The sequence below is a fragment of the Pseudoxanthomonas sp. CCNWLY206-1 genome (assembly GCF_039710385.1).
Taxonomy (GTDB): domain Bacteria; phylum Pseudomonadota; class Gammaproteobacteria; order Xanthomonadales; family Xanthomonadaceae; genus Pseudoxanthomonas_A.
Window position 1 is genome coordinate 650,097 of record NZ_JBDKXI010000002.1, and the last position, 23,028, is coordinate 673,124.

The 23,028-nt window shown below is 61.5% G+C and carries 23 protein-coding genes; 15 read left to right on the forward strand and 8 right to left on the reverse strand.

Going from position 1 to position 23,028, the window contains the following annotated elements; translation table 11 throughout:
* Window positions 1–101: 101 nt before the first annotated feature.
* From AADW18_RS07045 to AADW18_RS07055, 3 genes are read right to left on the reverse strand one after another with little or no spacing between them, the layout of a single operon-like run.
* Entirely contained in the window at window positions 102–2,537 is a 2,436-nt protein-coding gene (locus AADW18_RS07045; RefSeq protein WP_337342641.1) for a TonB-dependent receptor, read from the reverse strand.
* Window positions 2,538–2,589: 52 nt separating this feature from the next.
* Window positions 2,590–3,753: an SO2930 family diheme c-type cytochrome gene (locus tag AADW18_RS07050; protein WP_337342642.1), complete on the reverse strand. Its 1,164-nt coding sequence runs from the start codon at window positions 3,751–3,753 to the stop codon at window positions 2,590–2,592.
* 3 nt (window positions 3,754–3,756) lie between these two features.
* The gene (locus AADW18_RS07055; RefSeq protein ID WP_337342643.1) at window positions 3,757–4,986 is read right to left on the reverse strand and encodes a parallel beta-helix domain-containing protein; all 1,230 of its coding nucleotides are present in this window, start codon (window positions 4,984–4,986) and stop codon (window positions 3,757–3,759) included.
* Window positions 4,987–5,140: 154 nt separating this feature from the next.
* On the opposite strand from AADW18_RS07055, the gene AADW18_RS07060 reads away from it, so the two are divergent.
* Window positions 5,141–6,187 carry an AraC family transcriptional regulator gene (locus AADW18_RS07060; RefSeq protein WP_337342644.1) on the forward strand — a complete coding sequence of 349 codons (1,047 nt, stop codon included), beginning with the start codon at window positions 5,141–5,143 and terminating at the stop codon, window positions 6,185–6,187.
* Window positions 6,188–6,317: 130 nt separating this feature from the next.
* On the opposite strand, the gene AADW18_RS07065 is transcribed toward AADW18_RS07060, so the two are convergent.
* The 5 genes from AADW18_RS07065 to AADW18_RS07085 all read right to left on the reverse strand — a co-directional run bounded on the left by AADW18_RS07065 (window position 6,318) and on the right by AADW18_RS07085 (window position 11,184).
* Window positions 6,318–6,701: a RidA family protein gene (locus AADW18_RS07065; protein ID WP_337342645.1), complete on the reverse strand. Its 384-nt coding sequence runs from the start codon at window positions 6,699–6,701 to the stop codon at window positions 6,318–6,320.
* Between the two features lie 171 nt (window positions 6,702–6,872).
* The gene (locus tag AADW18_RS07070) at window positions 6,873–9,044 is read right to left on the reverse strand and encodes a bifunctional (p)ppGpp synthetase/guanosine-3',5'-bis(diphosphate) 3'-pyrophosphohydrolase (RefSeq protein ID WP_337342646.1); all 2,172 of its coding nucleotides are present in this window, start codon (window positions 9,042–9,044) and stop codon (window positions 6,873–6,875) included.
* Between the two features lie 119 nt (window positions 9,045–9,163).
* Entirely contained in the window at window positions 9,164–9,463 is a 300-nt protein-coding gene (gene rpoZ, locus AADW18_RS07075) for a DNA-directed RNA polymerase subunit omega (protein WP_097121050.1), read from the reverse strand.
* Window positions 9,464–9,709: 246 nt separating this feature from the next.
* The gene (gene gmk, locus AADW18_RS07080) at window positions 9,710–10,327 is read right to left on the reverse strand and encodes a guanylate kinase (protein ID WP_337342647.1); all 618 of its coding nucleotides are present in this window, start codon (window positions 10,325–10,327) and stop codon (window positions 9,710–9,712) included.
* On the reverse strand, window positions 10,324–11,184 hold the full coding sequence (locus AADW18_RS07085) for a YicC/YloC family endoribonuclease (RefSeq protein ID WP_337342648.1): 861 nt from the start codon (window positions 11,182–11,184) through the stop codon (window positions 10,324–10,326). Before AADW18_RS07085 ends, gmk begins: the two co-directional genes overlap by 4 nt.
* 123 nt (window positions 11,185–11,307) lie before the next feature.
* On the opposite strand from AADW18_RS07085, the gene rph reads away from it, so the two are divergent.
* The 14 genes from rph (at window position 11,308) to AADW18_RS07155 (ending at window position 23,027) form a co-directional block, all read left to right on the forward strand.
* Window positions 11,308–12,033 carry a ribonuclease PH gene (gene rph, locus AADW18_RS07090; protein WP_337342649.1) on the forward strand — a complete coding sequence of 242 codons (726 nt, stop codon included), beginning with the start codon at window positions 11,308–11,310 and terminating at the stop codon, window positions 12,031–12,033.
* A gap of 85 nt (window positions 12,034–12,118) precedes the next feature.
* Window positions 12,119–12,532: a VOC family protein gene (locus tag AADW18_RS07095; protein WP_337342650.1), complete on the forward strand. Its 414-nt coding sequence runs from the start codon at window positions 12,119–12,121 to the stop codon at window positions 12,530–12,532.
* Complete coding sequence (rdgB, locus tag AADW18_RS07100; RefSeq protein WP_337342651.1) at window positions 12,529–13,125, forward strand: RdgB/HAM1 family non-canonical purine NTP pyrophosphatase; 597 nt, start codon at window positions 12,529–12,531, stop codon at window positions 13,123–13,125. The genes AADW18_RS07095 and rdgB overlap by 4 nt, the downstream gene beginning before the upstream one ends.
* A 22-nt stretch (window positions 13,126–13,147) precedes the next feature.
* A complete protein-coding gene (locus AADW18_RS07105; protein ID WP_337342652.1) occupies window positions 13,148–13,444 on the forward strand; it encodes an antibiotic biosynthesis monooxygenase in 297 nt (98 codons plus the stop codon).
* Window positions 13,438–14,592: a radical SAM family heme chaperone HemW gene (hemW, locus tag AADW18_RS07110; protein WP_337342653.1), complete on the forward strand. Its 1,155-nt coding sequence runs from the start codon at window positions 13,438–13,440 to the stop codon at window positions 14,590–14,592. The genes AADW18_RS07105 and hemW overlap by 7 nt, the downstream gene beginning before the upstream one ends.
* A 147-nt stretch (window positions 14,593–14,739) precedes the next feature.
* Complete coding sequence (locus tag AADW18_RS07115) at window positions 14,740–17,157, forward strand: DUF1631 domain-containing protein (RefSeq protein WP_337342654.1); 2,418 nt, start codon at window positions 14,740–14,742, stop codon at window positions 17,155–17,157.
* A gap of 13 nt (window positions 17,158–17,170) precedes the next feature.
* Window positions 17,171–17,518 carry a PilZ domain-containing protein gene (locus tag AADW18_RS07120; protein WP_337342655.1) on the forward strand — a complete coding sequence of 116 codons (348 nt, stop codon included), beginning with the start codon at window positions 17,171–17,173 and terminating at the stop codon, window positions 17,516–17,518.
* Between the two features lie 370 nt (window positions 17,519–17,888).
* On the forward strand, window positions 17,889–19,244 hold the full coding sequence (gene pepQ, locus AADW18_RS07125; RefSeq protein ID WP_337342656.1) for a Xaa-Pro dipeptidase: 1,356 nt from the start codon (window positions 17,889–17,891) through the stop codon (window positions 19,242–19,244).
* Between the two features lie 12 nt (window positions 19,245–19,256).
* Window positions 19,257–19,580 carry a low molecular weight protein tyrosine phosphatase family protein gene (locus AADW18_RS07130; protein WP_337342657.1) on the forward strand — a complete coding sequence of 108 codons (324 nt, stop codon included), beginning with the start codon at window positions 19,257–19,259 and terminating at the stop codon, window positions 19,578–19,580.
* Between the two features lie 556 nt (window positions 19,581–20,136).
* Window positions 20,137–20,721: a GNAT family N-acetyltransferase gene (locus AADW18_RS07135; RefSeq protein ID WP_337342658.1), complete on the forward strand. Its 585-nt coding sequence runs from the start codon at window positions 20,137–20,139 to the stop codon at window positions 20,719–20,721.
* 30 nt (window positions 20,722–20,751) lie between these two features.
* A complete protein-coding gene (locus AADW18_RS07140) occupies window positions 20,752–21,288 on the forward strand; it encodes a hypothetical protein (protein ID WP_337342659.1) in 537 nt (178 codons plus the stop codon).
* A 77-nt stretch (window positions 21,289–21,365) separates the two neighbouring features.
* Window positions 21,366–21,791: a VOC family protein gene (locus AADW18_RS07145; RefSeq protein ID WP_337342660.1), complete on the forward strand. Its 426-nt coding sequence runs from the start codon at window positions 21,366–21,368 to the stop codon at window positions 21,789–21,791.
* 132 nt (window positions 21,792–21,923) lie between these two features.
* Entirely contained in the window at window positions 21,924–22,286 is a 363-nt protein-coding gene (locus AADW18_RS07150) for a VOC family protein (protein WP_337342661.1), read from the forward strand.
* A 78-nt stretch (window positions 22,287–22,364) separates the two neighbouring features.
* Window positions 22,365–23,027 (forward strand): hypothetical protein, encoded by a 663-nt coding sequence (locus AADW18_RS07155; RefSeq protein WP_337342662.1) that lies wholly within the window; start codon window positions 22,365–22,367, stop codon window positions 23,025–23,027.
* Window position 23,028: the final 1 nt, after the last annotated feature.

The following is a 23,028-nucleotide window of genomic DNA, read 5'->3' on the forward strand; positions in this document are numbered from 1 at the left end:
CTAAGCATGCCGGGATCGCGTCGAAATCAAAACCCTGACGTGCGATGCAGCGCTTTTCGACCGCTGCGGACATGGTGTCCGCAGCGGTCCGTTTGCCTGCTTCAGAACTTCAAGCCAACCTCAAGACCGTAAGTCCGCGGCTCGCTGACCACCGCGCCCACGGTGCCGAAAGCTTCCCGGCCGTAGACATTCAGTTGAGTGACGTAGCGGTTGTCGAACACGTTGTTGCCGTATACGGCCCAGCTCCAATGCCCCTGTGCCGATGTCCAGCCCAGCCGCACGTCGGTGCGGTTCTGCGATTCCCCTGTGGAAAATGCCGGGTAATCCGCGCAGTCACCGGAAGACCGGCTGTAGTCGTTGCTCCGGCAGGCGCCGCGGAAGGCGTGGCGCAACGCCAGCCGAATGTCACCCGCATTGCCTAGCTGCCAAACGTAGTGGCCACCCATCGCCGCCGACCAATTCGGTTCACCGGTGGGCTGTCCGTTCAAGTCGAGCATGCCCGCCGGGGTATCGATGCCGTAGTCGCGGTACTTGGAATCGATATAGGCCGCGTTGAAATCCAGACCAAATGCATCGGTCACCTGCCAGCGCATATCGAAGTCCACACCGTAGGCCTCCACGTCGCCGGTATCGACAACGAAGCGCGGGATGGAACTGGTGTTGTCCAGGCGGATCGACTGGCGGTTGTCGTAGCGGTAGTAGTAGACCGACAGGTTGTAGGCCAGCCGCGCGTCCGGGAACGATTGCTTGATGCCGACCTCGGCGTTCCAGACATCCTCGTTGTCGAACGCGCTGCCGATCTGCAGCGCGTTGAACCCACCCGCCTTGTAGCCCTTTGCCAGCGAGGCGTAGCCCATCATGTCGTCGGTGAAGTGGTAGTCGATCACCAGCCGCGGGCTCCAATCGCTCCATGATTGCTTGGCGCGATTGGTGACGCCTTTGTTCATCATCGCCGGCGGATCGATGAAGGCGAGATCGAAAATGAAGGTTTCCTTCGGTACGCCGGCCAGCGCGAAGAAGCCGGCGGCATCCAGCGCATCCAATGTGGCGTCCAGCGTGGGCGCGTTGCGGATGTCGTTGAACCAGGTGAAGTCTTTTTCGTCGCGGGTGTGGCGCAGGCCGACGGTCAGATTCAGCTTGTCGTTGACGTGCCATATGACATCGCCAAACCCGGCATAGGCTTTGGTCTTTAGCGTGTTGTTGAAGGACTCGTTCCAGCCATGGTCCAACAGACTCAGCGGAATGCCGTTGGCGGCGAGCACCTGCGAAAAGAATCCAAATAACGTGCCGTCCGGCGTCGGCGCCAGGCCCAGGTTGGCGACAGCGGTGTCGACGGCGGTAGTGGTGGTGTCGATCTCGCTGGTCTGGCGCGCTTCTTCTTCGTAGTAGCTCATGCCGGCGACCCAGTCGATCTTCTCGGTGGCGCCGCTGAACTTGAATTCCTGATATTTGTTTTCGTTTGATTCGCTATTGGTGGAATCGAGATAGAGATCAGGCCGGTTGGTACCATCTTCTTCCACACGATTGAGCGAATCGAACTGACGCCAAGCCGTGGTCGAGGTCAGATGGCCCCACGCGAACGCGTGGTCAACGATCAGCGTTACGCCATCGAACGTGCGCCATTCCGCGCTGGCGGTGGTGTCGTTGAACGTGCCGATATCACGCGGATCCCGATATTCGAGCGGATTGGCGGGCGCGGTCGGCCGGCCCGGCGGTGGCGGCAAGGGCACGATACCGGTGGTGGGACGGCCGCGCTGATCCAGGTTTTCATGGTCCCAACTTAGTAGCGCGGTGGTGTTGTCACCCAAGCCCAGCTGCCACGCTGCGCGCGTGGCCCAGACGTTATCGCCGGCCAGATCTTCGCCGGTCGCGCCATCCTGCACCCAGCCATCGCTGTGATTGATCAGGCCGTTCAAGCGCAAGGCCGAACGTTCGCCGACCGGGATATTCGCCATTGCTTCAAGATATTGTTTACCGTGATTGCCCAGTCGCAGTTTGGCGGCGGCTTCGGTTTCATCGCTCGGTCGCTTGGTGATCACCGATACCGCGCCTGCAGCGGTATTGCGACCGAACAAGGTGCCTTGCGGACCTTTCAGCACTTCGATGCGTTCGACATCGGTCAATGGCAGCAGGATGCCGCCACTGCGGCCGGTGTAGACGCCATCGATAAATACACCCACCGCCGGATCGGTGCCGATGCCGAAGTCGTCGGTACTGATGCCGCGCAGCGCGATTTCCGGCTGGGTCGGCTGCACGCTGTTGATGCGCAAGCCAGGCACGAAACTGTCCAGATCGCCCATGTCCTCGGCGGCGACGTCGTCGATCAGTTGGTCGTTCAGCACCTGCAACGCGATGGGGACGTCCTGCAGCTCCTGTTCACGGCCCTGGGCGGTCACGGTGATCGTGTCCAGCGTGGTGGCATCGGCAGACGTCGGTCCCTCTTGGGCCCAGGCCGTGCCCGTAGCCGCCAGTACCGCCCATCCCCCGAACAAGGCACGGCGCATGCCGATGACCAGATCGCGTTGCATCAGTTTCATCACTCTCTCCCAAAAAGGTTGTGCGTTCTGACCGCCACAGGTGGTTGCTGCATCACGTTCCTTTCCCCTGACTTTCGCAGCTACCCTGCTGCGCTTGTATCCACTCGCGTATCAATGCCACGCCCTCGCGATGAATCACCGAGCGTCCCAGTTCCGGCATCATCACCGACGGATCATCGCTATCCATGCGGAACGCCAGAATCGACGCGTCCGGGTCACCGGGAACGATGCCGTAAAGCCGATTGCCCGTGCCTTTGCCGGCGGCGATCGGCTGTTTGCAGAAACCCAGCTTCAGCCGGTCCCGAGTTGATGCGTCCAGCCACATGCCCGATGTGATCGCCGGGCCAGTGGCGCTATGGCAATGGCCGCAGTTGATGTCCAGATATGCGCGGGCACGATCATCCAGGCTGGCATGCGCTGCGTTGGTCCAATCCGCTGCCTTGGGCGCTTGGCCAGGTGCAGGCGCGCCGGTGAGATAGCCGATTCGCGACAAATGGGTGAGTTGGTTCTCCGAACCCTCCGCATAAGTGAAATCGCGATTGATGTGCCGGGCTTTCAGTCCGATCGGCAGTAGCTTCCGGGACCGGTTGTCGGTGGCATGGCAACCCGCGCATTGGTTCTGGTCAGGAACCTGATAGTCGGCCCCTTCGCGAGCTCCATCCGCACTCACCAGCTCCAGAGGAATCACCGCACCCGTGCGTTGCAACGTAGCTTCCGTTTGTGCGTCGTTCCACACGTAGGGCAACGCGATCCATCCCTCCTTGCGATGCACCAGCAATCGGGTTTCGATCAGTCGCACCTTGCGCAGATCGAGCGATTCCTTTTCCAGTCCCGCTTCGCCTTTCGGCGCTGTGCGCGCCACCGATTTTCCGTCCCACGACTGCCCGGGCGGCAGCGGGTAATAGAACGTCTTGCTGATGATGGTGCCGACCGGCAAATCGAAACTACTGGTGTCGCTATAGCGGGCCGATACGCCCGCCGGCATCCAGATGGTGCGTAGCTTGTGTGCGTAGTCGCTGAACAAGGGCGTGTTGAGGTCATAAGGAACAACGCCTTCGTTGAGTACCAGGCGTCCGTCCTCGCGTTCCAGCACATGCCACTCACTAAGCGAGGCCGGCTGGCCTTCGGCAAGAAAATGTACCGGCTCGCTCGTCCCACAAGCGGCAAGCGTCGCCAGCGACAGCAGCATCGCCAAGCCGCGCAGCGCTTCCAGCATGGATCAGCTCCGGCCCAGATCGACGGCGGGCAGCCGTGGCAACTCACAGTCGAATCGTTTCGCATCCTTGTCCGGGTTCTTGTAGCCGCCGGGCCCGTCGGCGTTCACCACGCCGTTGACGTCGCGCAGGCAGATGTCAGGCCCGCGGACCTGATCGCCGACCTTGCGCTGCGCGTTGTAATAGCCATCCCACAACACGTCCGGAAAACTCCCGCGCAATCCGAACAGCGCCACCTTCAAAGCCTTCAGGTCCAAGCCGTCTGGCGAATCGCCGCCGCCGGACAATTTGTTGCTGTGTACGTAGATGTTTTCCGGATAGGGATCGAAGGTCTCCGACCTGCTGGAGTCCTTGTAGCCCGCCGAATACACGCTGGAGATGATGATATTGGCGGTGACGTTATCGGCGATGGTGTTGCCAAAGATCTCGATATTGTCGTTCGAGTTGACCAGCACGCCGGACCCTGCCGGCACACTCGCCACGGGCGTGCCTTTGGCGCCGAAATTGTCGGTGTTGTTGGCGATCACCTGATTGTTGAACACCCGGATGTTGCCACCCTGCTGCGACAGGCCCGGCATGTTGAACACCAGGATGCCGCCGGTGTTCTTGATGGCCACGTTGTCGTACACGTCGGCATTGATGGTGTTTTCGATCTCGATACCGGCCACGTTGGATTCCGCGCGGCTGCGGCGCACGATCACTCCGTCGGACTGGCCCACGTAAATGCCGGCGTCGGAAGCGGCGATGGAGACCGAATCCTCGATCAGCACGTTCTTGCAAAGCACCGGGTACAGCCCATACGCGCCGTTCTTGGTGCTGGGCCCACCGGTCCATTGCACCTTCACACCACGGATGGTGACGTTTTCGGATTCGCTGATCTTCAGTCCGTCACCTTTGGAATCTTCGATGGTGAGGTTCTCGATGGTGAAATCATCACCATTCACCAGCAGCCCTTCGGCGCCGGCTTTCTGGCCTTTGAAGGTCAACACGCTCTTGTCCATGCCGGCGCCGCGCAGGGTGACGCCATCCGCGCGCAGGCTCAGGCTGCGGTCGAAGGCGTGGCGTCCGGCAGGAATCTCAATGACATCGCCGGGTTTGGCATCCAGCAGGCGTTCCTGGAGCGTCTTGGCGAATGCGGCATCGCCAGCAGCCACCTCCGGGCCCGGCTCCGGCTCCGACTGGCTGCATCCCGCTACCGTCAGCACCGCTGCTACCGCCAGAATCGATCGCCGCATCTCGCCCTCCCGTTGACCCGAACGGCACAGGTGCTCGGAAGTCCTCCGGACGCCTGCGTATGTGAAAAGGCAGTCTTGTCCGCGGGGCCGATCACGCGAGAGGGCAGGAGCGGCATACTAAGGGGGGCAAAGCGGACAAGCTGGAGGGGCTTCGATGCGACGCAATCAGGGCCAGGGGGAGGACGCGCGGCTATCCGTCGCCAACCTGCCAACCAACATGCTGTGCGGTCTGGTGCTGCTGGCGAGCGAGTTGGGAGTGAACTGCGAAGACTGGTTCACTGGCTTGCGCCTCAATGCGCGCGAGGTGCAGGAACCTGACGCGCGGGTTTCCTACCGCCAGGCCATCGAAGTGATCCGTCGCGCGTTGCGCTCGCTACCGCTCGACGGTGTGGGCCTGGCGATGGGAGCCAAGCAGAACGGCGGCAACTTCGGCTTGTTGGGCTTGGCGATGAAGACGGCGCCAAACTTCGGCGAGGCGGTGTCCATCGGCTTGACCTATCAACATGCCATCGGTCCGCTGATGGATCTGGACATGCCGTCGCCGGAGGGCGGCGATACGGTGACCGTGGCAGCCTCCGCTCCGTCCGCACCGGCCGACATCCTGCCGTTCCTGTGTGAGGAAATGTTCTCCAGCGTGCTGATGCTGGCGCGCGAACTGGCGGGACAGGAGTTCCGTCCCTTGCGGCTGGATCTGGCGTATCCGGCACCAATGTACGCGCACAAGTACACCGAGACGTTCGAATGCGAAGTGCGCTTCGACCAGCCTTACAACGGCATGGTGGTGGACAGCCGCTGGATGGTGCTTCCCTTTCCCAGCTACAACCCGGTCACCTCGCGTCAAGCACTGGCGATGTGCCGCGCTCAGTTGGATGCGCTGTCGCTGCAGGGTGAAACCACCGCCGCGGTGGGTCGCCAACTGCGTCCACGACTACGCGATAATCCTCAGATGGCCGACATAGCGGCGCTGCTGCATCTCAGCGAACGCACCCTGCGTCGCCAATTGGCGGAGGAAGGCACTCGTTTCACTGCTCTGCACGATCACATTCGCACGCAACGCGCCTTGGAATTGCTGCACGACCGCGGGCTCACCATCTCGCGAGTCGGCAATCAGGTCGGCTTCACCGATGTACGCGAGTTCCGCCGCGCGTTCAAACGCTGGACGGGCTACACGCCCAGCGAGGCACGTGAGCGCATGGCGTAGTTCCAAGGGTTAGGGGGCTATGCATATGGCGCTGGGTTCCCGCGTACGCCGGCATGACGATTCCCTATTCCCTTATTCCTTGTCCCCAGTTAGGACCGCGCATAAGTAGTCGATACGAACGCTCCGTTGCTCAGTCGAGCACCATCACCGCATCGACCTCAAACACGGCGCCCTTGGGCAGACCGGAGACTTCCACGGTGGAGCGCGCGGGAAATGGTGTGGAGAAGTATTCCTGCATCACCGCGTTGACAGCAGCGAACTGGCCCAGATCGGTCAGATACAGACCCAATCGCACCATGCGATCCAACGATCCACCAGCCGCTTCGGCTACGGCTTTCAAATTATCGAACGCACGTCGTGCCTGTACCGAGATGTCCCCTTCGACCAGCGCGCCGGTGGCCGGGTCCAATGGAATCTGTCCGGAGAAATAAACGGTATTGCCGGTGCGAACCGCTTGCGAATACGGACCAATGGCAGCGGGCGCGTGGTCGGTCTGAACGATCTGGCGGGTCATGGGAATTCCTGTATTCGGCGTTGCACGGATTCTAAACCGTTCGATGTGGAAGCGGTCTCGGCAGTTCGTTGTAGGAGCGCCGTCTCGGCGCGAGCTCTTCCTGTCAGATCGACGCACGATGGAAGCGAAGAGCTCGCGCCGAGACGGCGCTCCTACACTGAATGGTTGCGCCTATTGGCGACGTACGCCGTGCACCACGTTCAGTCGACGTAGGCGGCGCATCACTTCCGCCAGATGGTTGCGATCGCGGACTTGAATGGAAAAGCGCAACACGGCAACGTTGATGTCGCGTTCCAGGTATTCCACGCGTTCGATATTCGATTGGCTCTTGGCCACCGCGGCGGCGACTTGCGCCAGCACGCCAGGACGGTTTTCCACGTCGATGAGCAACGAAGCATCGTAATCGCCACTGACGTTGGCATCCCAGTCGATCGGCACCCAGCGATCCGGCGACTTGCGGAACTCGGTGACGTTGGGGCAATCCAGCCGATGCACCACGATGCCCTTGCCCGCAGTGTGATAACCCATGATCTCGTCGCCGGGAATCGGCTGGCAGCAATTGGCGAAGCTGACCACGCCGCGCTCGGTGCCGTTGATCAGGATCTTTTCCTGCGAATGACGCGAATGGCCGCCACTGCGCAGTTCGGCGAAGGCGGTGAGCGCCTGCGCGGCCTGCGAGGGCATCCAGTTGCCCAGCGCGATGTCGGCCAGCAGCGCTTCCAGACGGGGGTAGCGATGCTCGGTCAGGAACGCATCCAATCGCTGCGCCGGCAAGCGTTCCAACGAACTGTCCAGCTCTTCCAACGCGCGGTCCAGCATGCGGTGGCCCAACTGCACCGCGTCTTCGTGTTCCAGCTGCTTGAGCTGATGGCGGATCGCCGTGCGCGCCTTGCTGGTCACCACGAACTCCAGCCATTGCGGCTTGGGCGCGGCCGACTTGGCGGTGATGATTTCCACGCTCTGGCCGCTGGCCAGCTTGGTTCGCAACGGCACCAGCTTCTTGTCCACGCGCGAGGCCACCGCGCGATTGCCGACATCGGTGTGCACGGCGTAGGCGAAATCGAGCGCGGTGGAATTTCTCGGCAGTGCCAGGATCTTGCCCTTCGGCGTGAACAGGTAGACCTCATCCGGGAACAGGTCGACCTTGACGTTATCCAGGAACTCCAGCGAAGAACCGGCGGCACGCTGGTTCTCTATCAGCTCGACGATCCAGGCATGCGCGCGACTCTGCGCACTGTTCGGGGTATCAGCACCGAACTTGTAGGTCCAATGCGCCGCGATGCCGCGTTCCGCTATCAGATCCATTTCCTGCGTGCGTATCTGCACTTCGATCGGCGAACCGTAAGGGCCAAACAGCACGGTGTGCAGCGACTGGTAGCCGTTGGCTTTGGGAATGGCGATGAAATCGCGGAAGCGTCCGTCCAGCGGCTTGTACTGCGAGTGCACCGCGCCCAGCGCGTGATAACACGTCGGCACCGAATCGACCACGACGCGGAAGCCGAATACATCCATCACCTGGTCGAAGCTTTTTCCCTCGCTGCGCATCTTGTTGTAGATGCTCCAGGGCGTCTTGATTCGGCTGACCAGCCGGTGCTCGATGCCTTCCTTGGTCAGCCGCTGCGACAGGTGCGCTTCGATCTGCGCCATCGATTCGCGCCGTACCACTGGCTGGCTGCGGATGTGCTTGTCGATGATGGCGTGTCGCCATGGGTGCATGGCGCGGAAGCCCAGGTCCTGCAGCTCCGACTTGACCAGGTTCATGCCCAGGCGTTGGGCGATGGGCGCGTAGATGTCCAGTGTTTCGCGGGCAATGCGCTGTCGCGCTTCCGCGCCCTGCGCTCCTAGTGTGCGCATGTTGTGCAGGCGATCGGCGAGCTTGATCATGATCACGCGCAGATCGCGCGACATCGCCAGCAACATCTTGCGGAAGCTTTCCGCCGCGGCTTCCTGGCGATCGCGGAACTTCAGCTTGTCGAGCTTGGTGACGCCGTCGACCAACTCGGCGACCGACTCACCGAACTCGATGGCGATCTCATCGCGCGTCAGCGGCGTGTCTTCAATGGTGTCGTGCAGGATGGCGGCGATAAGCGTTTCCGCATCCATGCCCAGTTCGGCCAGCACGCGCGCGACGGCAATCGGATGGGTGATGTAAGGTTCGCCGGACTTGCGGGTCTGTCCGATATGCGCGGCCGCGCCGAGTTCCCACGCGTGCCGCAGCAGCGGCAGCTGTTCGGCCGGCAGATACGAGGCAGCGTGTTCGAACTGCAGAACATAGTCCGGCGCCGCTTCGTCGCGCGACGGAGCGCTGGCTTTGATTGCCTTGGCGGTGCGGCCTGGGTTCATGCCGCCAGCCTATTCCAGACGCGGCTTGACGGCAAACGGCCAAAACAGGAAAAGCCCGCTGGCGCGGGCTTTTCCAAAGGCTGACAAACCGAACGATCCGCTCGGCTGTTGGCCGTGGTTCAGTCGTCGCCCTTCGACAGATCGTCGTCGGCGACCACTTCGGCAGCGGCCCACTCCAGCGCTTCGCGCTCAGCGCGCTCGCGTTCGGCCTTCTCGACGCGGTCGATCAGATCGTTGTCGATCTTGCGGGCAGCGATTTCGCGCAACGCCAGCACGGTCGGCTTATCGGCGCTTTCGCTGTTGTCGATGGTGGGTTCCACGCCATTGGCGAGCTGACGGGCGCGCTTGGCGGCCATCGTTACCAGATCGAAACGGTTGTTGACGACTTCCAGGCAGTCTTCGACGGTGATGCGGGCCATACGGGCTCCCGGCGACCCGTTGGGCCGCGCGATTGAATGGGGAAAGGGCCGCGATTGTAGGCAGGCCGCCTCGCGATTGCAAGCCTTTTCTTAAAAATCAATCACTTAGATTAGGCGCACTCCCCGTAGCGTGCGCTATGCGCACGCACGCAACGCCGGCACATGCAAAGCGGCGCCGGTGCACGGGCTTGAGCGCTGGCGTGGAAAGCCCAAACGTGCGCACAGCGCACGCTACTCGCGAAGGGCCTACGCCAGCAGCGTCTGGATCAAGCCGGCGTGGCGGACTTCCTGCGCTTCGCGGCGCAAGCGGCTCGCGGTGAAGATGGTCTGCATCTCGTCCACCGCTTTCTCGAAAACGTCGTTGACGATGACGTAGTCGAACTCGTCGTAGTGCGACATCTCTTCGCGCGCGGCGGCCAGCCGGCGCTGGATGGTTTCCTCGCTGTCCTGGCCGCGCGTACGCATGCGCTGTTCCAGCGCGTCGCGGGACGGCGGCAGGATGAAGACACTGACGGCGTCCGGCACTTTTTCGCGCACCTGCCGTGCACCCTGCCAGTCGATTTCCAGCAGCACGTCCTTGCCGGCGCACAGCTGCGGCTCCACCGACTGCCGTGCGGTGCCTTTCCAATCGCCGTGCACCTGCGCGTACTCGAAGAACTCGCCAGCGCGGATCATGGTCTTGAATTCATCCGCGCTGATGAAATGGTAGTGATGTGCGTGACGCTCGCCGGGGCGTGGCGCTCGCGAAGTGAACGAGATCGACAGCGCGATTTCCGAATCGCGCGCCAGCACGGCATTGACGATGCTGCTTTTACCGGCGCCGGACGGTGCGGCCACGATATACAAGGTGCCGCGCTTGCTCATTCGATGTTCTGCACTTGTTCGCGGATCTGGTCGATCAGCACTTTCAGTTCCACCGCGATATTGGTGGTGCGGGTGTCCACTGATTTGGAGCCCAGCGTATTGGCCTCGCGGTTGAACTCCTGCAGCAGGAAATCCAGGCGCCGGCCGACCGGGTCGGACTGTTTCAGGACGCGGCGGATTTCCTTGACGTGGCTATCCAGTCGATCCAGCTCCTCGTCGACGTCAAGCTTCTGCAACGACATCACCAACTCCTGTTCCACCCGTCCCGGATCGGCTGGCTGCGCCAGATCGGCGAGCCGTGCTTCCAGTTTCTGCCGCTGGCCGGTACGGATGGCGGGAATCAGCTTCCTCGCTTCAGCCGCCTGCGCGGCGATTCCGTCGACACGCTCCAGGATGACCTGCGCCAGCTTTTCGCCTTCACGTTCGCGCGCCGCGACGAACTGGTCCAACAATGCATCCAACAGCGCCAGCGCTTCGGCCTGCAACGCGACCGGGTCCACGGACTTGTTCTGCAGTACGCCGGGAAACTGCAGCAGATCGGTCAGTTCGGTACGCAGCCCGGGAAAGCGCGCCGACATATCCAGCGCCAGCTCGGACAGCTGCGCCAGCATGTGCGGATTCAGCTGCAGGCTGCCTTCACCTTCCGGTCCACGGAGGCGCAGCGTGAAATCCAGTTTGCCGCGAGCGATGCGAGCGGAGATGCGTTCGCGCAGAACGGATTCCAGCACGCGCAACTCTTCCGGCAGGCGCATGCCCAATTCGAGGAAACGGTGATTGACCGCGCGCAGTTCGCAGGTCAGCGTACCGCCGTCGGTGGAGCGCTCGGCGGTGGCGAAAGCGGTCATGCTGCGAATCATGGGCAGGTCCGGTCGTAGCGAGAGCGCGAATGTTACCCTAGCGCGCCTCCGGAACCCGCACGCCTCCGCACGCGCGGCTTCTATTTCCTGGCTCCCAACTCCCCACTCCCCCGGAATCCCCACATGTCAGTGTTACGTCCCAGCGGTCGCCTGCCCGATCAGATGCGCGAAGTGCGCATTCAGCGCGGTTATACCCGCCATGCCGAAGGCTCGGTGCTGATCAGCTTCGGCGAGACCCGCGTACTTTGCACCGCCAGCGTGGACAATCGGGTGCCAGGCTTCCTGCGTGGCAAGGGCGAAGGCTGGGTGACCGCCGAATACGGCATGCTGCCGCGATCCACTCATACCCGCAGCGATCGCGAAGCCTCGCGTGGCAAGCAGGGCGGCCGCACGCTGGAAATCCAGCGATTGATCGGCCGCACACTGCGCGCCTGCGTGGACCGCGGAGCGCTGGGCGAGCGCACCATCACGCTGGACTGCGACGTCCTGCAGGCGGATGGCGGTACCCGCACCGCCGCCATCACCGGGGCCTACGTGGCACTGGTGGATGCGATCAACTTGCTGAAGAGCCGCAACGAGATCAAGCGCGAAGTCATTCACGGCGCAGTCGCCGCGGTGTCGGTCGGCGTCTATCGCGGCGTTCCGGTGCTGGACCTGGATTATCCGGAAGACAGCGATTGCGACACCGACATGAACCTGGTGATGAACGACGGCGGCGGCTTCATCGAGCTGCAAGGTACGGCCGAAGGTCACGCCTTCCGCCGCGATGAACTGGACGCGCTGCTGGTACTCGGCGAAAAAGGCATCGGTGAATTGTTCGCCGCGCAGCGCGCCGCGTTGGCGGGTTGAACCTTTCTCTCCTTCCTCATTGCCCAGGTAGGAGCCGAGACGGCGCTCCTACAATAGGAATTCCACCGGATTGCCTTGGCGCCCGATGAAACAAACCCTCAGCCTGATCACTCTGGTCGTCGACGACTATGACACCGCCATCGCCCACTACACCGGCGACCTGGGATTCGCACTGCTGGAAGACACCGACCTGGGCGACGGCAAGCGCTGGGTGCGCGTAGCCCCGCCCGGCAGCCAGGAAACCGGCTTGCTGCTGGCGCAGGCCAGCGATGACGCCCAGCGGGCGCGCATTGGCGACCAGACCGGCGGCCGAGTGGGTTTCTTCCTGCAGACCGACGATTTCTGGCGCGATTACCAAGCCATGACAGCACGCGGCGTGACATTCCTGGAAGCTCCCCGCGAGGAAAGCTACGCCACCGTGGTGGTGTTCCGCGACTTGTATGGCAACCGCTGGGACCTGCTGCAACCCCAAACGCCATCGAACAGGACAATTCCGTGAAGCTGGTACTCGCCTCCTCCAACCACGGCAAGCTGGAAGAACTGCGCAGCCTGCTGGCCGACAGCAGCATCGAGCTCATCGCTCAATCCGACCTGGGCGTGAGCGATGCGGATGAAACCGCCACCACCTTCGTCGAGAATGCGCTGATCAAGGCACGTCACGCCTGCCAGATCACCGGCCTGCCCGCATTGGCCGACGACTCCGGCATTTGCGTGGATGCACTGCATGGTGCGCCTGGCCTGTATTCGGCGCGCTATGCCGGCCAGCATGGCGATGCCGCACGCAATATCGACAAGCTGCTGGAGGCGATGAAAGATGTACCGGACGGCCAGCGCAGCGCACATTTCTACTGCGTGCTGGTGCTGCTGCGCCACGCCAACGATCCGCAGCCGCTGATCGTGGAAGGCGAATGGCGCGGCCACATCCTGCACGAACGGCGCGGCAGTGGCGGACACGGTTATGACCCAGTGTTTTTCGATCCGCGTCACGGCCAATCCGCCGCCGAAATGGCGCTGGATTTCAAGAACAAGCTGAGCCACCGCGGCCAGGCGCTGGTGCAGTTGCGTGACCGGTTGCAGACTGTCGCTCTGTAGCCTGCCGCACAATCGAACCGCCATGTACCTCGTGATCTGGGAATACCAAACCCATCCAGGATCGGAGCCCGCCTTCGAACAGCTGTACGGCCCAGCCGGCGCCTGGGCCCAGTTGTTTCGCGAGTATCGTGGTTACGTGGGCACCGAACTGTTGCGCGACGAACGGCCGCAACGCTACATCACGATCGACCGCTGGGAAAGTGAAACCGAATACGTGGCGTTTCTTGCAGATGCCGCATCCCGTTACGCCGATATCGATGCCATGGGCGATGCGCTGACCGCCGAAGAACGCCGCATCGGTCGCTACACCGCATGCTGATGCCGCCGCCCCTGTCGCTGTATGTGCATCTGCCCTGGTGCGTACGCAAATGTCCCTACTGCGATTTCAATTCGCATCAGGGCAAAGGTGCGTTGCCGTTCGATGAATATACCGATGCGCTGATCCGTGACCTCGACCAGGATCTGCCACTGGTTTGGGGCCGCACTGTGCACAGCGTGTTTTTTGGCGGCGGTACGCCCAGCCTGTTTCCGCCGGAGACCATCGACCGTTTCCTGCAAGCCGCCAGCAGCCGGCTGCGCTTCGCACCGGGCTGCGAAATTACGTTGGAGACCAACCCGGGCACCGCCGAGCACGGCCGGTTCGACCGTTATCGGGACGCCGGGGTCAACCGCATCAGCTTCGGTATCCAGAGCTTCGACGATGATTGCCTGAAGCGGCTGGGCCGCATCCACGACAGCACTGAAGCCGAGCGCGCGGTGAAGCTGGCGCAGGATGCCGGCTACGACAATTTCAACCTGGACTTGATGTACGCCTTGCCGGAACAGACGCTGGCGATGGCCGAGCGTGATCTGGAACGCGCCTTTGCCTTGCAGCCGGCGCATATTTCCCACTACCAGCTCACCCTGGAACCCAACACCATCTTCTTCGCACGGCCGCCGAAAGGCATTCCCGACGACGACCATGCCTGGGATATGCAGGAGCACTGCCAGGCCATGCTGGCCGAGGCTGGCTATGGGCATTACGAAGTCAGCGCCTATGCGCGACCGGGGCGCCAATGCGCTCACAACCTCAACTACTGGCGTTTCGGCGACTACCTGGGCGTCGGTGCCGGTGCACACGGCAAGATCACCTCCGGCGCGGAACAGACGATCCTGCGGCGCTGGAAAGTGAAGCACCCAACGACTTACCTGGAGGCTGCGGGTACGCCGCAAGCCATCGGTGGCGATGACCGGATCGCACCGCAACGGCGTCCGTTCGAGTTCATGCTCAATGCCTTGCGGCTGCACGAAGGCTTCGCGCTGTCAGATTTCGAGGCCCGGACCGGTTTATCCGTAACGGCGATTGCCTCTTCCTTGGAGCAGGCCCAGCAGCGCGGTTGGCTGATGCTGTCGGAAGACCGCGCCGTTCCCACGGAACTCGGCCGGCGCTTCACCAATGACGTGGTCGAACTGTTCCTTACAAGCTGACCCTGACAAGTTGATAGGCGCCTGACGGGCGTCCGATCAACGGTTTCATCACACACTGGCTACAAACCGCTTGTAATCTCGCCGGCATGTGATAATCGTTGCCCAAAGGGGAGTGCTGCCGCACTGATGTCTGCGATAAAACCCAACATGACTGGCGCGAAACCCACCACGATCGCTTCGGCTTCGCTGCCCCCGCGAGTGCGCCGCATTCTGCAGAACCTCTACGACCACATCACCGTCGACTTCGTCGCGGCGCTCAATGGGATGCTGGTCGAGTTCGAGCAACAGCTGTTCAAACAGGCCGAAAACGCTCGCAACAACAACCGCCAGGCCGAGCACTTCGTCGATCTGCGTGCGTTGCAAAAAAACCGCGGCGAACTGATCCCGCACTACATGTTTGGCCTGGAAGCGGAATTGGCCGGCATTCGCCTGCCCCAGGCGAAGCCCGCCGAAAACGCCCATGCCTTGGTGGACTACCAGACACTGACGCTGGTGGAAGACGCGGCAATGGATCAGGAGATCGTGCTGAGCGACGTAGCTCGCAGGCATGAAAGCCGCGCCGCCACGCAGATACTGCTGATGGGCCAGCGCTTCGGCGTACTGGCCGGCAGCCCGGCCTTCGACGCGGAAAACCTGCCGCTTGGCCCACAGCGCTTGGCGCATATCTTGAAGGACGCCGCGGTCACGCTGGATCTGAGTTTGGGCGCCCAGTTGCTGCTGTACCGCAGCTTCGATCTCAAAGTGATGTTCAACTACGTCGAATGGGCCGGCACGGTAAACCAGTTCCTGGCCAGCCAGGGTGTGTTGCCAGGGCTGACCGTCTACCTGCCACGCATCGTGCGCGCAGCCGATGTGGGCGGACCGCAGCGGGCAGGAGCATCCGGCCCAGCCGCCAACCGGCCGATGACCGGATGGCAGGGGCAATCGTCGCCTGACAGCTGGGCCACGCTTGGTTCCCAACCCGCTGCTGCAGGCACAGGGAGCGCGCCAGCGGCATCCGTCGAACCCACGCTTGCTCCCGCAGTTCCGGCAACGCCGACCGCCGCCGACATCGACGCATCGTTCGCCGCGCTGCAGCAATTGCTCTCGATCCGACGCACCGCATTGGCTGCTGATGCGGCGGCGCCCTCATCGGCCGCTGCCGGGCAGGTCAATCCACCATCTGCTGCGCCGGCCGCCAGCGCAGAACAGTTCCAGCGCCCACCGCGTACCGCCGATGCCGTCGCGGCATTTCGCAAGAAGTTGCTACCCACCTCAGATGTACTGACCACGTTGCAATCGCTGCAGACCGAACCGATGCTGCCGCACGCACCCGATCAGCAGCGGCGCACCGTGCAGGATCTTCAACAGGCCATGCTGGCGCAGGCACGGGAAAAACATGGCCCGAACGCCGCCTTGGCCAGCGCTGACTCGGATACCTTCGAACTGCTCGGCTTGTTGTACAACGAGATCGAACGCGAGGTGCAGCAGGACGCGCCGGCGGCGGATCTGCTGGTCCGCTTGCAAGCGCCGGTCGTACAAGCGGCGCTACGCGATCGCGATTTCTTCCTGCGCCCGCAACATCCCGCCCGCGAACTGCTGAATGCCGTCGCCGAATCCGGCGCCACCTGGCTGGGCAATGACGATGTGGATCCACAACTGGTGCATAAGTTGCACCAGGCCGTGGAGCGGGTGGTCGCCGAATACCAAGGCGACGAAGCGGTGTTCGAACGCGCCAACCAGGATGTGCAGCAGCATTTCCAGGTATTGGCCCGCAAAGCCGAACTGGCTGAGCGCCGGCAGGTCGAAGCGGCGCGCGGCAAGGATCGTTTGGAGGTCGCCAAGCAGAAGGCTGCGGAAACCATCCAGACCGCCCTGCGCGACCAGCAGCCGCAGAAATTCGTGCAAGCCTTGCTGAGCCAGGCCTGGGCGGACGTACTGACGCTGACATTGCTGCGCAATGGCGAGAACTCCAATGATTGGCACGAGCAGCTTCAGACCACGCTGCGGATCGTGGCAGCCACCACGGCGGGCGAGGATGTACCCGCCGATCCGGAACTGACCGAACGGATCGAAAAATCGCTCGTACAGGTCGGCTATCACGAAGACGAGGCATCGGCCATTGCCCGGCGGCTATCGAGTACCGCGGAAGACGAAAGCACCTCCCGCACCGAACTGACCGCACGCCTGAAGGCGCGCGCGCGCCTGGGCGAGCAAACGCCGGCCAAGAAAAAGACGCCGCACCCGCGCACGGAGCAGGAACAGGAATGCTATGACTACCTGCGCACGCTGCCGTTCGGCACCTGGTTCGAGTTCACCAGGAACCAACAGGGCGATGTTCATCGGCAGCGCTTGTCCTGGTTCAGTCCGGTGACGGGCAATGCGTTGTTCGTCAATCAGCGCGGCCAGCGCGTGGGCGAGCAATCGCTGGACACCATCGCCCATCTGATGGCGCAGGGACAGGCACTGGTGGTGACGGAAGACAAAGGACGCCTGATCGACCGCGCGTGGAACGCGACCCTCAAGGCGCTGCGCAGCCTGACCGGTACGCAGCGACCGAGCGATGTTTCCGGAGCAGACGCATGAAGGAAGCACACCTATGAAGGAATATCGCCGCGCCCGCCGACGCCACGTTCCCGAACCGGTGACCGTGGTTGATCTGATGACCGAACAAGCCATCGGCCGCCTGGGCAACGTGTCCGAGTCGGGCATGTTGCTGGTCGCCAATGCGCCGGTCGTGGAAGACGCGCTATACCAGCTGCGCTTCCACATCCGCGACAACCGCGGCCGCGAAACGCCCATCGAGGTCGGCGCCCACCTGCTATGGGCCGCCCAGGCCAATACCCCCGGCCAGTCATTCGCCGGCCTGCGTTTCCTGATCATCGACAAAGAACCGCTGGAAGCCCTGCGCGCCTGGGTCAATGCCCCGGATGCGGGTACCGGCTGAATTGGCGCGCGAGCGGCGTCCCGCCGCGAGCTCTCTCAGATCAGGACAGACATCGAAGCTGCTGTTCGCCATATGGGCGCGCTGCGGCGCGTTCCAAATCGCGTGCACTGAAAGGCTACCGGGGCGCGGAGCGGCGTCCCGCCGCGAGCTCTTACTGTCAGATCACGATCTCTTGATCACCCACATAAAAGCGACAACCACGAGACCACCTTAGACAAGGATCAATAGGGATCACCGCGGATAAAGCACATTGGATGCCTCTGACTCTTGATCATCGGCGTTGAGCCGTATCCAAGGCCCTTTGTGTTCCCTCAAGGAAATAGTCGCCCGAATACGGCAAAATCAGCGCATCCTCGAATGAGCCGCCGCAATGACCGTATCCTCCCCGAACGTCGATTTCGCCCTGTTGTACGCCAATCACTTCGCCACCATGAAGCAGCGCGCGGATGAAGCGCTGACGCGCGGTGGGTTCGATCATCTGGTCGTGCCCAGTGGCACATTGCATTACCAACTCTTCGACGACCGGGATTATCCCTACGCGGTCAATCCACAGTTCAAGGCCTGGCTGCCGCTTACCCAGGTGCCCTACAGCTGGCTGGTCTACACGCCGGGCCAACGGCCGAAGGTGATCTTCTACCAACCATTCGACTACTGGCACGTGGTGCCGGATGCGCCCGGCGGCTGGTGGGTGGAGCATTTCGACATCCAGATCATCCGCAAGCCAGACGAAGCGCTTGCGCTGTTGCCCAAGCCAGCGGCCCGTTGCGCCATTCTGGGAGAGCCACAGAGCACGCTGGGCGCAGCTCCGAACGAGAGTTACATTCCGAACAATCCGGACGCGGTGATCCACTATCTGGAGTATCAGCGTTCCTATAAGACCGCGTACGAAATCGCCTTGATGCGCGAAGCCCAGCATCTTGCGGTGCGCGGCCACCGCGCTGCCGAGGCGGCATTCCGCGAAGGCAAAAGCGAGTTCGCGATCCACATGGCTTATTGCGGCGCTGTTGGCCAGGATCCGAGCGAACTGCCTTACAACAACATCATTGGCTTGAATGAACATGGCGCCGTGCTGCACTACCACGACCGACGCCACACCGCGCCCACGCCGGTGCGCAGTTTTCTGATCGACGCCGGCGCCAGCTTCCATGGCTACGCCAGCGACATCACCCGCACCTATGCCACGGACACCTCCGGCGAGTTCCAGGCGTTGATCAATGCCGTGGACGCCGCGCAGATCAAGATGGGCGAAGGCGTACGCGCCGGTGTGGACTACAAGCAACTGCACATCGATGCCCATCTGAGCCTGATGGCCATCCTGAAGGATCACGGCGTCATCAAGGTCTCGCCCGAAGCCGCATTGGCAACCGGCGTCAGCGCGGCATTCTTTCCGCACGGTCTAGGTCATCCCATCGGCTTGCAGGTCCACGACGTGGCCGGCTTCGCCGAAAGCGACCGCGGAGGAAAGATTCCGCGCCCGCCAGGCCACCCTTACCTGCGCATGACACGTGTGCTGGAACCTGGGATGGTGGTGACCATCGAACCGGGTATCTACTTCATCGACATGCTGCTGGACGAAGTTAAGAAGAACGGCCATACCGACAGCGTGGACTGGTCGCGCGTGGATGCATTCCGGCCCTACGGCGGCATCCGCATCGAAGACGAAGTGCTGTGCACCGAAGGCGACGCGGTCAACCTGACTCGTCCGGCATTCGCGGCAATGGTCTGACTGTAGGCACCAATGAAAAAGCTGCTGTTCGTCTGCAGTCAGAACCGCCTGCGCAGCCCCACGGCCGAACAGGTGTTCTCCCTGCGAGATGATGTGGAAACCGCCTCCGCCGGATTGAATCAAGACGCCGAAGTCCCGCTGTCTGCAGAGCTGGTGGAGTGGGCGGACCTGATATTCGTCATGGAGAAAACCCACCGCAACAAACTCCGCAGCAAGTTCAAACGCCATCTGCATGGCCATCAGCGCGTGATATGCCTGGATATTCCGGATGACTACGACTATATGGACCCGGCGTTGGTCCAACTGCTGACGAGCAAGGTCGGCAGGTATCTGTAAGCGTAGCGGGCGGTCACTGACTGGGCGATGCCCACGTGACCACAACGCCGCGCGCGCATCGCCGAACTCATGAAATTTTGATGGTCTAATTCAAGAGTAGGTCCGCAAGCATGCAACCCTGGTTCTCCGAAGCAAAAGTGCTCCGCTCGCTGCAAGCCGAGATATGCTTTCCAACTAAAGAGGCGCTCTACTCGGTCCCGATACGCTTTCTAACCCATTGGGCCGTGAGAGGCTGGTAGAGAACCTTGTCCCACCCAGAATCCACCTTGCAACTCCTTCACTCATCAGAACCTCCGAGGCGATAGGGCAGGAGCGAGAACTGGCGGAGTACTACCAGCAGATCGTCCTCGGCTACTGATTATTTACGTCGTCGTCACAATTGCCGCTGTGGGAGCTGCTTCTGTTCCTGGCAGGTACTCTCAACAGCTTGCGGACGCCTTAGCGCAAGAGCCGGAGCCTTTGCTGTTGCGCAACGTTTGGTTGGCGCCTCGCGAGTCGGCTTGGTTTCGGCGTTAGACTTTCCGCCATCCTGGATGTTTCCCCTCGGAGGCAAACCATGGCAACACCAACAATCAAGATTGCTACGACGACCGAAGAGGCTTCGGCCATCGCAACCGAAGTACTGGCGTTTAGCGCGGATCCCGCTGCGCGCTGGACGTGGCCCGATCCGCAGCAGTACCTCATGCATTTTCCTGATTTTGTCAGGGCATTGGGGGGCAAAGCGTTCGCACATGGGAGCGCGTATTGCGCGGACGGCTATGCCGGCGCGGCACTGTGGCTACCGCCTGAGGTCGGCCCTGACGAAGACGTGCTGATTGAACTGCTGCAACGCACAGGCTCTGCGTCAGTGCAAAAGGACCTTCTCGGGGTCTTCGAACAGATGGGCCGTTACCACCCGCAGGAGCCGCATTGGTACTTGCCGTTCATCGGGGTCGACCCTTCCCAACAAGGCAAAGGCTATGGCGGGGCTTTGATGAAGTACGCGCTCATCCCATGCGACCGTGACCACACGCCGGCCTATCTTGAATCCAGCAACCCAAAGAACATTCCTCTCTACGAAAGACACGGTTTCGAGCTATTGGGCACCATTCAAGTGGGGTCGTCACCGCCCATATTTCCAATGCTCCGCAAACCACGGTGACGCGACCGATATCATCTGACAGCGGAACGGATGGGAGACAAGAAAGCCTTTTACCCGTGCGGCGCCGCCAACGTTGGGCATCAGCTTAAGGAGCAAAAGTTGACTGAGAACCCGTATGCCACTCCGAACGCAGAAGTTCGAGATGCTTTTGGATCTTCGAAGATAGTGAAACTCTATTCCCCGATACAAGTTGCATGCGGAACGATCGGCGGGCCTGTCGGCTTGATCTACTTCCTCAAAGCAAATTTCGCCGCGCTTGGATATCACCAGCTTGAGAGAAGAACCCTGTTGGCTGGTTTTGTCCTTATGCCAGCACTGCTTATCAGCACCATCTTATTGCCAGAAGATTTCCCAGGCTTTCCTTTCGCAATCGCATACATCGTATCGGCCCTGTACGTGAGCTCAAGGCACCAGATGACGAGGAAAGCGATTCTTGATTCTCCCAACCACGAGTTTCACTCGAACTGGCGTGTTCTTGGAATTGGAATATTGTGCTTGGCCACATCTGCCATCATTCTGATCGCTCCGATCACTGCGCTCTTTCTCTTCGGAGTCTCGGATATTTAAGGGGTGCCGGATCGTTTACTCGATCGGCGACCGTTCGGCAGCGTGGCTAAATTCAAGCTTGGACAGGAGGATTTGCCGTGAAGCCTAGAATTTCCGTCATTACGCTGGGCGTGGATGACCTGAAACGTTCGGTGGCGTTCTATCGGGACGGGCTTGGACTCAGTACCGCAGGCATCGTAGGGGCCGAGCTTGAACACGGTGCCGTCGCGTTCTTTGACCTTCAGCACGGCCTGAAGCTCGCGGTCTGGCCCCGTCGCAGCCTGGCACATGACTCGGGCCTGGAAGTGAGTCCTCCCAGCGCTACCGACGTTTCCCTTGGTCATAATGTATCCAGCAAAGCCGCGGTGGACCTGGTCATGGAGCAGGCATCGACCGCCGGCGCCACTATCGTAAAAGCGGCGCAGGATACTTTTTGGGGTGGCTACGCGGGCTACTTCCAAGACCCCGATGGGCACCTATGGGAAGTGGTATACAACCCCGACCTGTTGCCCGACGGGGACTAACCGCCTTATACAAGCCGCGATAGTCTGGCAGCCGGCTCGTCCCGGTATCGGCAACGTGCGTGTTCCGGCCTGGCTGACCAACTCATCACGGGCTCAAGCTTAAATGTGGAAGCACCCACCGGAGATTTCCCAATGAGATTGGACCGTCTGGTACCGATGCTGCCCGTGAGGAGCATCGCCTCGAGCATCGAGTTCTATCAGAAGCTTGGATTCAGCGTGGAGCAACGAAATGATGACTGGCGCTGGGCGATGCTCTGCTTTGGCGAGTGCCGTCTGATGGTCGATCAGTCGATCAACCTGCATCCGGAAGCGCCCCGTCAATCCATTCTTTATTTGTACCCCGAGGATATAGTGGAGTATCACCAGCAGGTGCGCAGGAATGGACTGACTGTTCCTGATCTGGACGTCACCTTCTACGGCCTGACCGAATTTCGGCTCGACGATCCGGATGGCAATCGATTGTGGATTGGGCAGAACAGATCTGCGGCAACCTAGCCAGTTAACCAGGCCCGGTTCGGGCCGGTTTCGCGAGTTATCACAGACATGCCGATACGACATCTATCAACGTTCCTCATGGTGGCCGCGTTCTTGGCTGTGCTCGCGCCATCGGTGCAAGCACAGCACACCGAGGGTCAGTTCGCACGCGTGGTCGTCATCAAGCCGAAGCCTGGCCAGGCAGATAGGTTTACCGCCGGCTATGAGCAGCACCTCGTTTGGCACAAGAACAACAAAGATCCATGGACTTGGTATGGTTGGAGATTCGTCCTGGGCGACCGTATTGGCCAGTTCATGGACGGAACATTTGGCCATGCCGCCACTGATTTTGACCACGCGGTCAATCCTGCCGAGGACGCAGCCGACAACAACAAGAACGTCACCCCATACGCGGACTTTGTCAGCCATGCCGTCTACGAGCGCTTGGAAAGTGCGAGCAAGGGTGCACTGCTCCCTGATGCCTCTCCCTATCTGGTCATGACCACCTATATCGTGGTGCCTGGCCGGGAGGCCGCATTCGAACTGGCTATAGCCGAGCTAGCAGCGAAAGCGGGTGACCAGCGGATATCGTGGTACAAGCTGCGGGTAGACGGCCCGTTGCATCAGTACGTCTTGACGCGCGCCGCTCGCACCTTCTCCGATGGCGCCCTGCTTCCCAGGATTGATCTGCCCGACGGTCTTGTACAGAGCGCGCAGAGTGAGCTTTTGCGGTATCAGCCCAATTTAAGTTATGTGCCGTAAG

Excerpts from the sequence above, each read along its gene's own strand:
- AADW18_RS07045 (WP_337342641.1), bottom strand. The coding sequence starts at position 2,537 with ATGAAACTGATGCAACGCGATCTGGTCATCGGCATGCGCCGTGCCTTG.
- AADW18_RS07050 (WP_337342642.1), bottom strand. The coding sequence starts at position 3,753 with ATGCTGGAAGCGCTGCGCGGCTTGGCGATGCTGCTGTCGCTGGCGACG.
- AADW18_RS07055 (WP_337342643.1), bottom strand. The coding sequence starts at position 4,986 with ATGCGGCGATCGATTCTGGCGGTAGCAGCGGTGCTGACGGTAGCGGGA.
- AADW18_RS07060 (WP_337342644.1), top strand. The coding sequence starts at position 5,141 with ATGCGACGCAATCAGGGCCAGGGGGAGGACGCGCGGCTATCCGTCGCC.
- AADW18_RS07065 (WP_337342645.1), bottom strand. The coding sequence starts at position 6,701 with ATGACCCGCCAGATCGTTCAGACCGACCACGCGCCCGCTGCCATTGGT.
- AADW18_RS07070 (WP_337342646.1), bottom strand. The coding sequence starts at position 9,044 with ATGAACCCAGGCCGCACCGCCAAGGCAATCAAAGCCAGCGCTCCGTCG.
- rpoZ (WP_097121050.1), bottom strand. The coding sequence starts at position 9,463 with ATGGCCCGCATCACCGTCGAAGACTGCCTGGAAGTCGTCAACAACCGT.
- gmk (WP_337342647.1), bottom strand. The coding sequence starts at position 10,327 with ATGAGCAAGCGCGGCACCTTGTATATCGTGGCCGCACCGTCCGGCGCC.
- AADW18_RS07085 (WP_337342648.1), bottom strand. The coding sequence starts at position 11,184 with ATGATTCGCAGCATGACCGCTTTCGCCACCGCCGAGCGCTCCACCGAC.
- rph (WP_337342649.1), top strand. The coding sequence starts at position 11,308 with ATGTCAGTGTTACGTCCCAGCGGTCGCCTGCCCGATCAGATGCGCGAA.
- AADW18_RS07095 (WP_337342650.1), top strand. The coding sequence starts at position 12,119 with ATGAAACAAACCCTCAGCCTGATCACTCTGGTCGTCGACGACTATGAC.
- AADW18_RS07105 (WP_337342652.1), top strand. The coding sequence starts at position 13,148 with ATGTACCTCGTGATCTGGGAATACCAAACCCATCCAGGATCGGAGCCC.
- hemW (WP_337342653.1), top strand. The coding sequence starts at position 13,438 with ATGCTGATGCCGCCGCCCCTGTCGCTGTATGTGCATCTGCCCTGGTGC.
- AADW18_RS07115 (WP_337342654.1), top strand. The coding sequence starts at position 14,740 with ATGACTGGCGCGAAACCCACCACGATCGCTTCGGCTTCGCTGCCCCCG.
- AADW18_RS07120 (WP_337342655.1), top strand. The coding sequence starts at position 17,171 with ATGAAGGAATATCGCCGCGCCCGCCGACGCCACGTTCCCGAACCGGTG.
- pepQ (WP_337342656.1), top strand. The coding sequence starts at position 17,889 with ATGACCGTATCCTCCCCGAACGTCGATTTCGCCCTGTTGTACGCCAAT.
- AADW18_RS07130 (WP_337342657.1), top strand. The coding sequence starts at position 19,257 with ATGAAAAAGCTGCTGTTCGTCTGCAGTCAGAACCGCCTGCGCAGCCCC.
- AADW18_RS07135 (WP_337342658.1), top strand. The coding sequence starts at position 20,137 with ATGGCAACACCAACAATCAAGATTGCTACGACGACCGAAGAGGCTTCG.
- AADW18_RS07140 (WP_337342659.1), top strand. The coding sequence starts at position 20,752 with ATGGGAGACAAGAAAGCCTTTTACCCGTGCGGCGCCGCCAACGTTGGG.
- AADW18_RS07150 (WP_337342661.1), top strand. The coding sequence starts at position 21,924 with ATGAGATTGGACCGTCTGGTACCGATGCTGCCCGTGAGGAGCATCGCC.
- AADW18_RS07155 (WP_337342662.1), top strand. The coding sequence starts at position 22,365 with ATGGTGGCCGCGTTCTTGGCTGTGCTCGCGCCATCGGTGCAAGCACAG.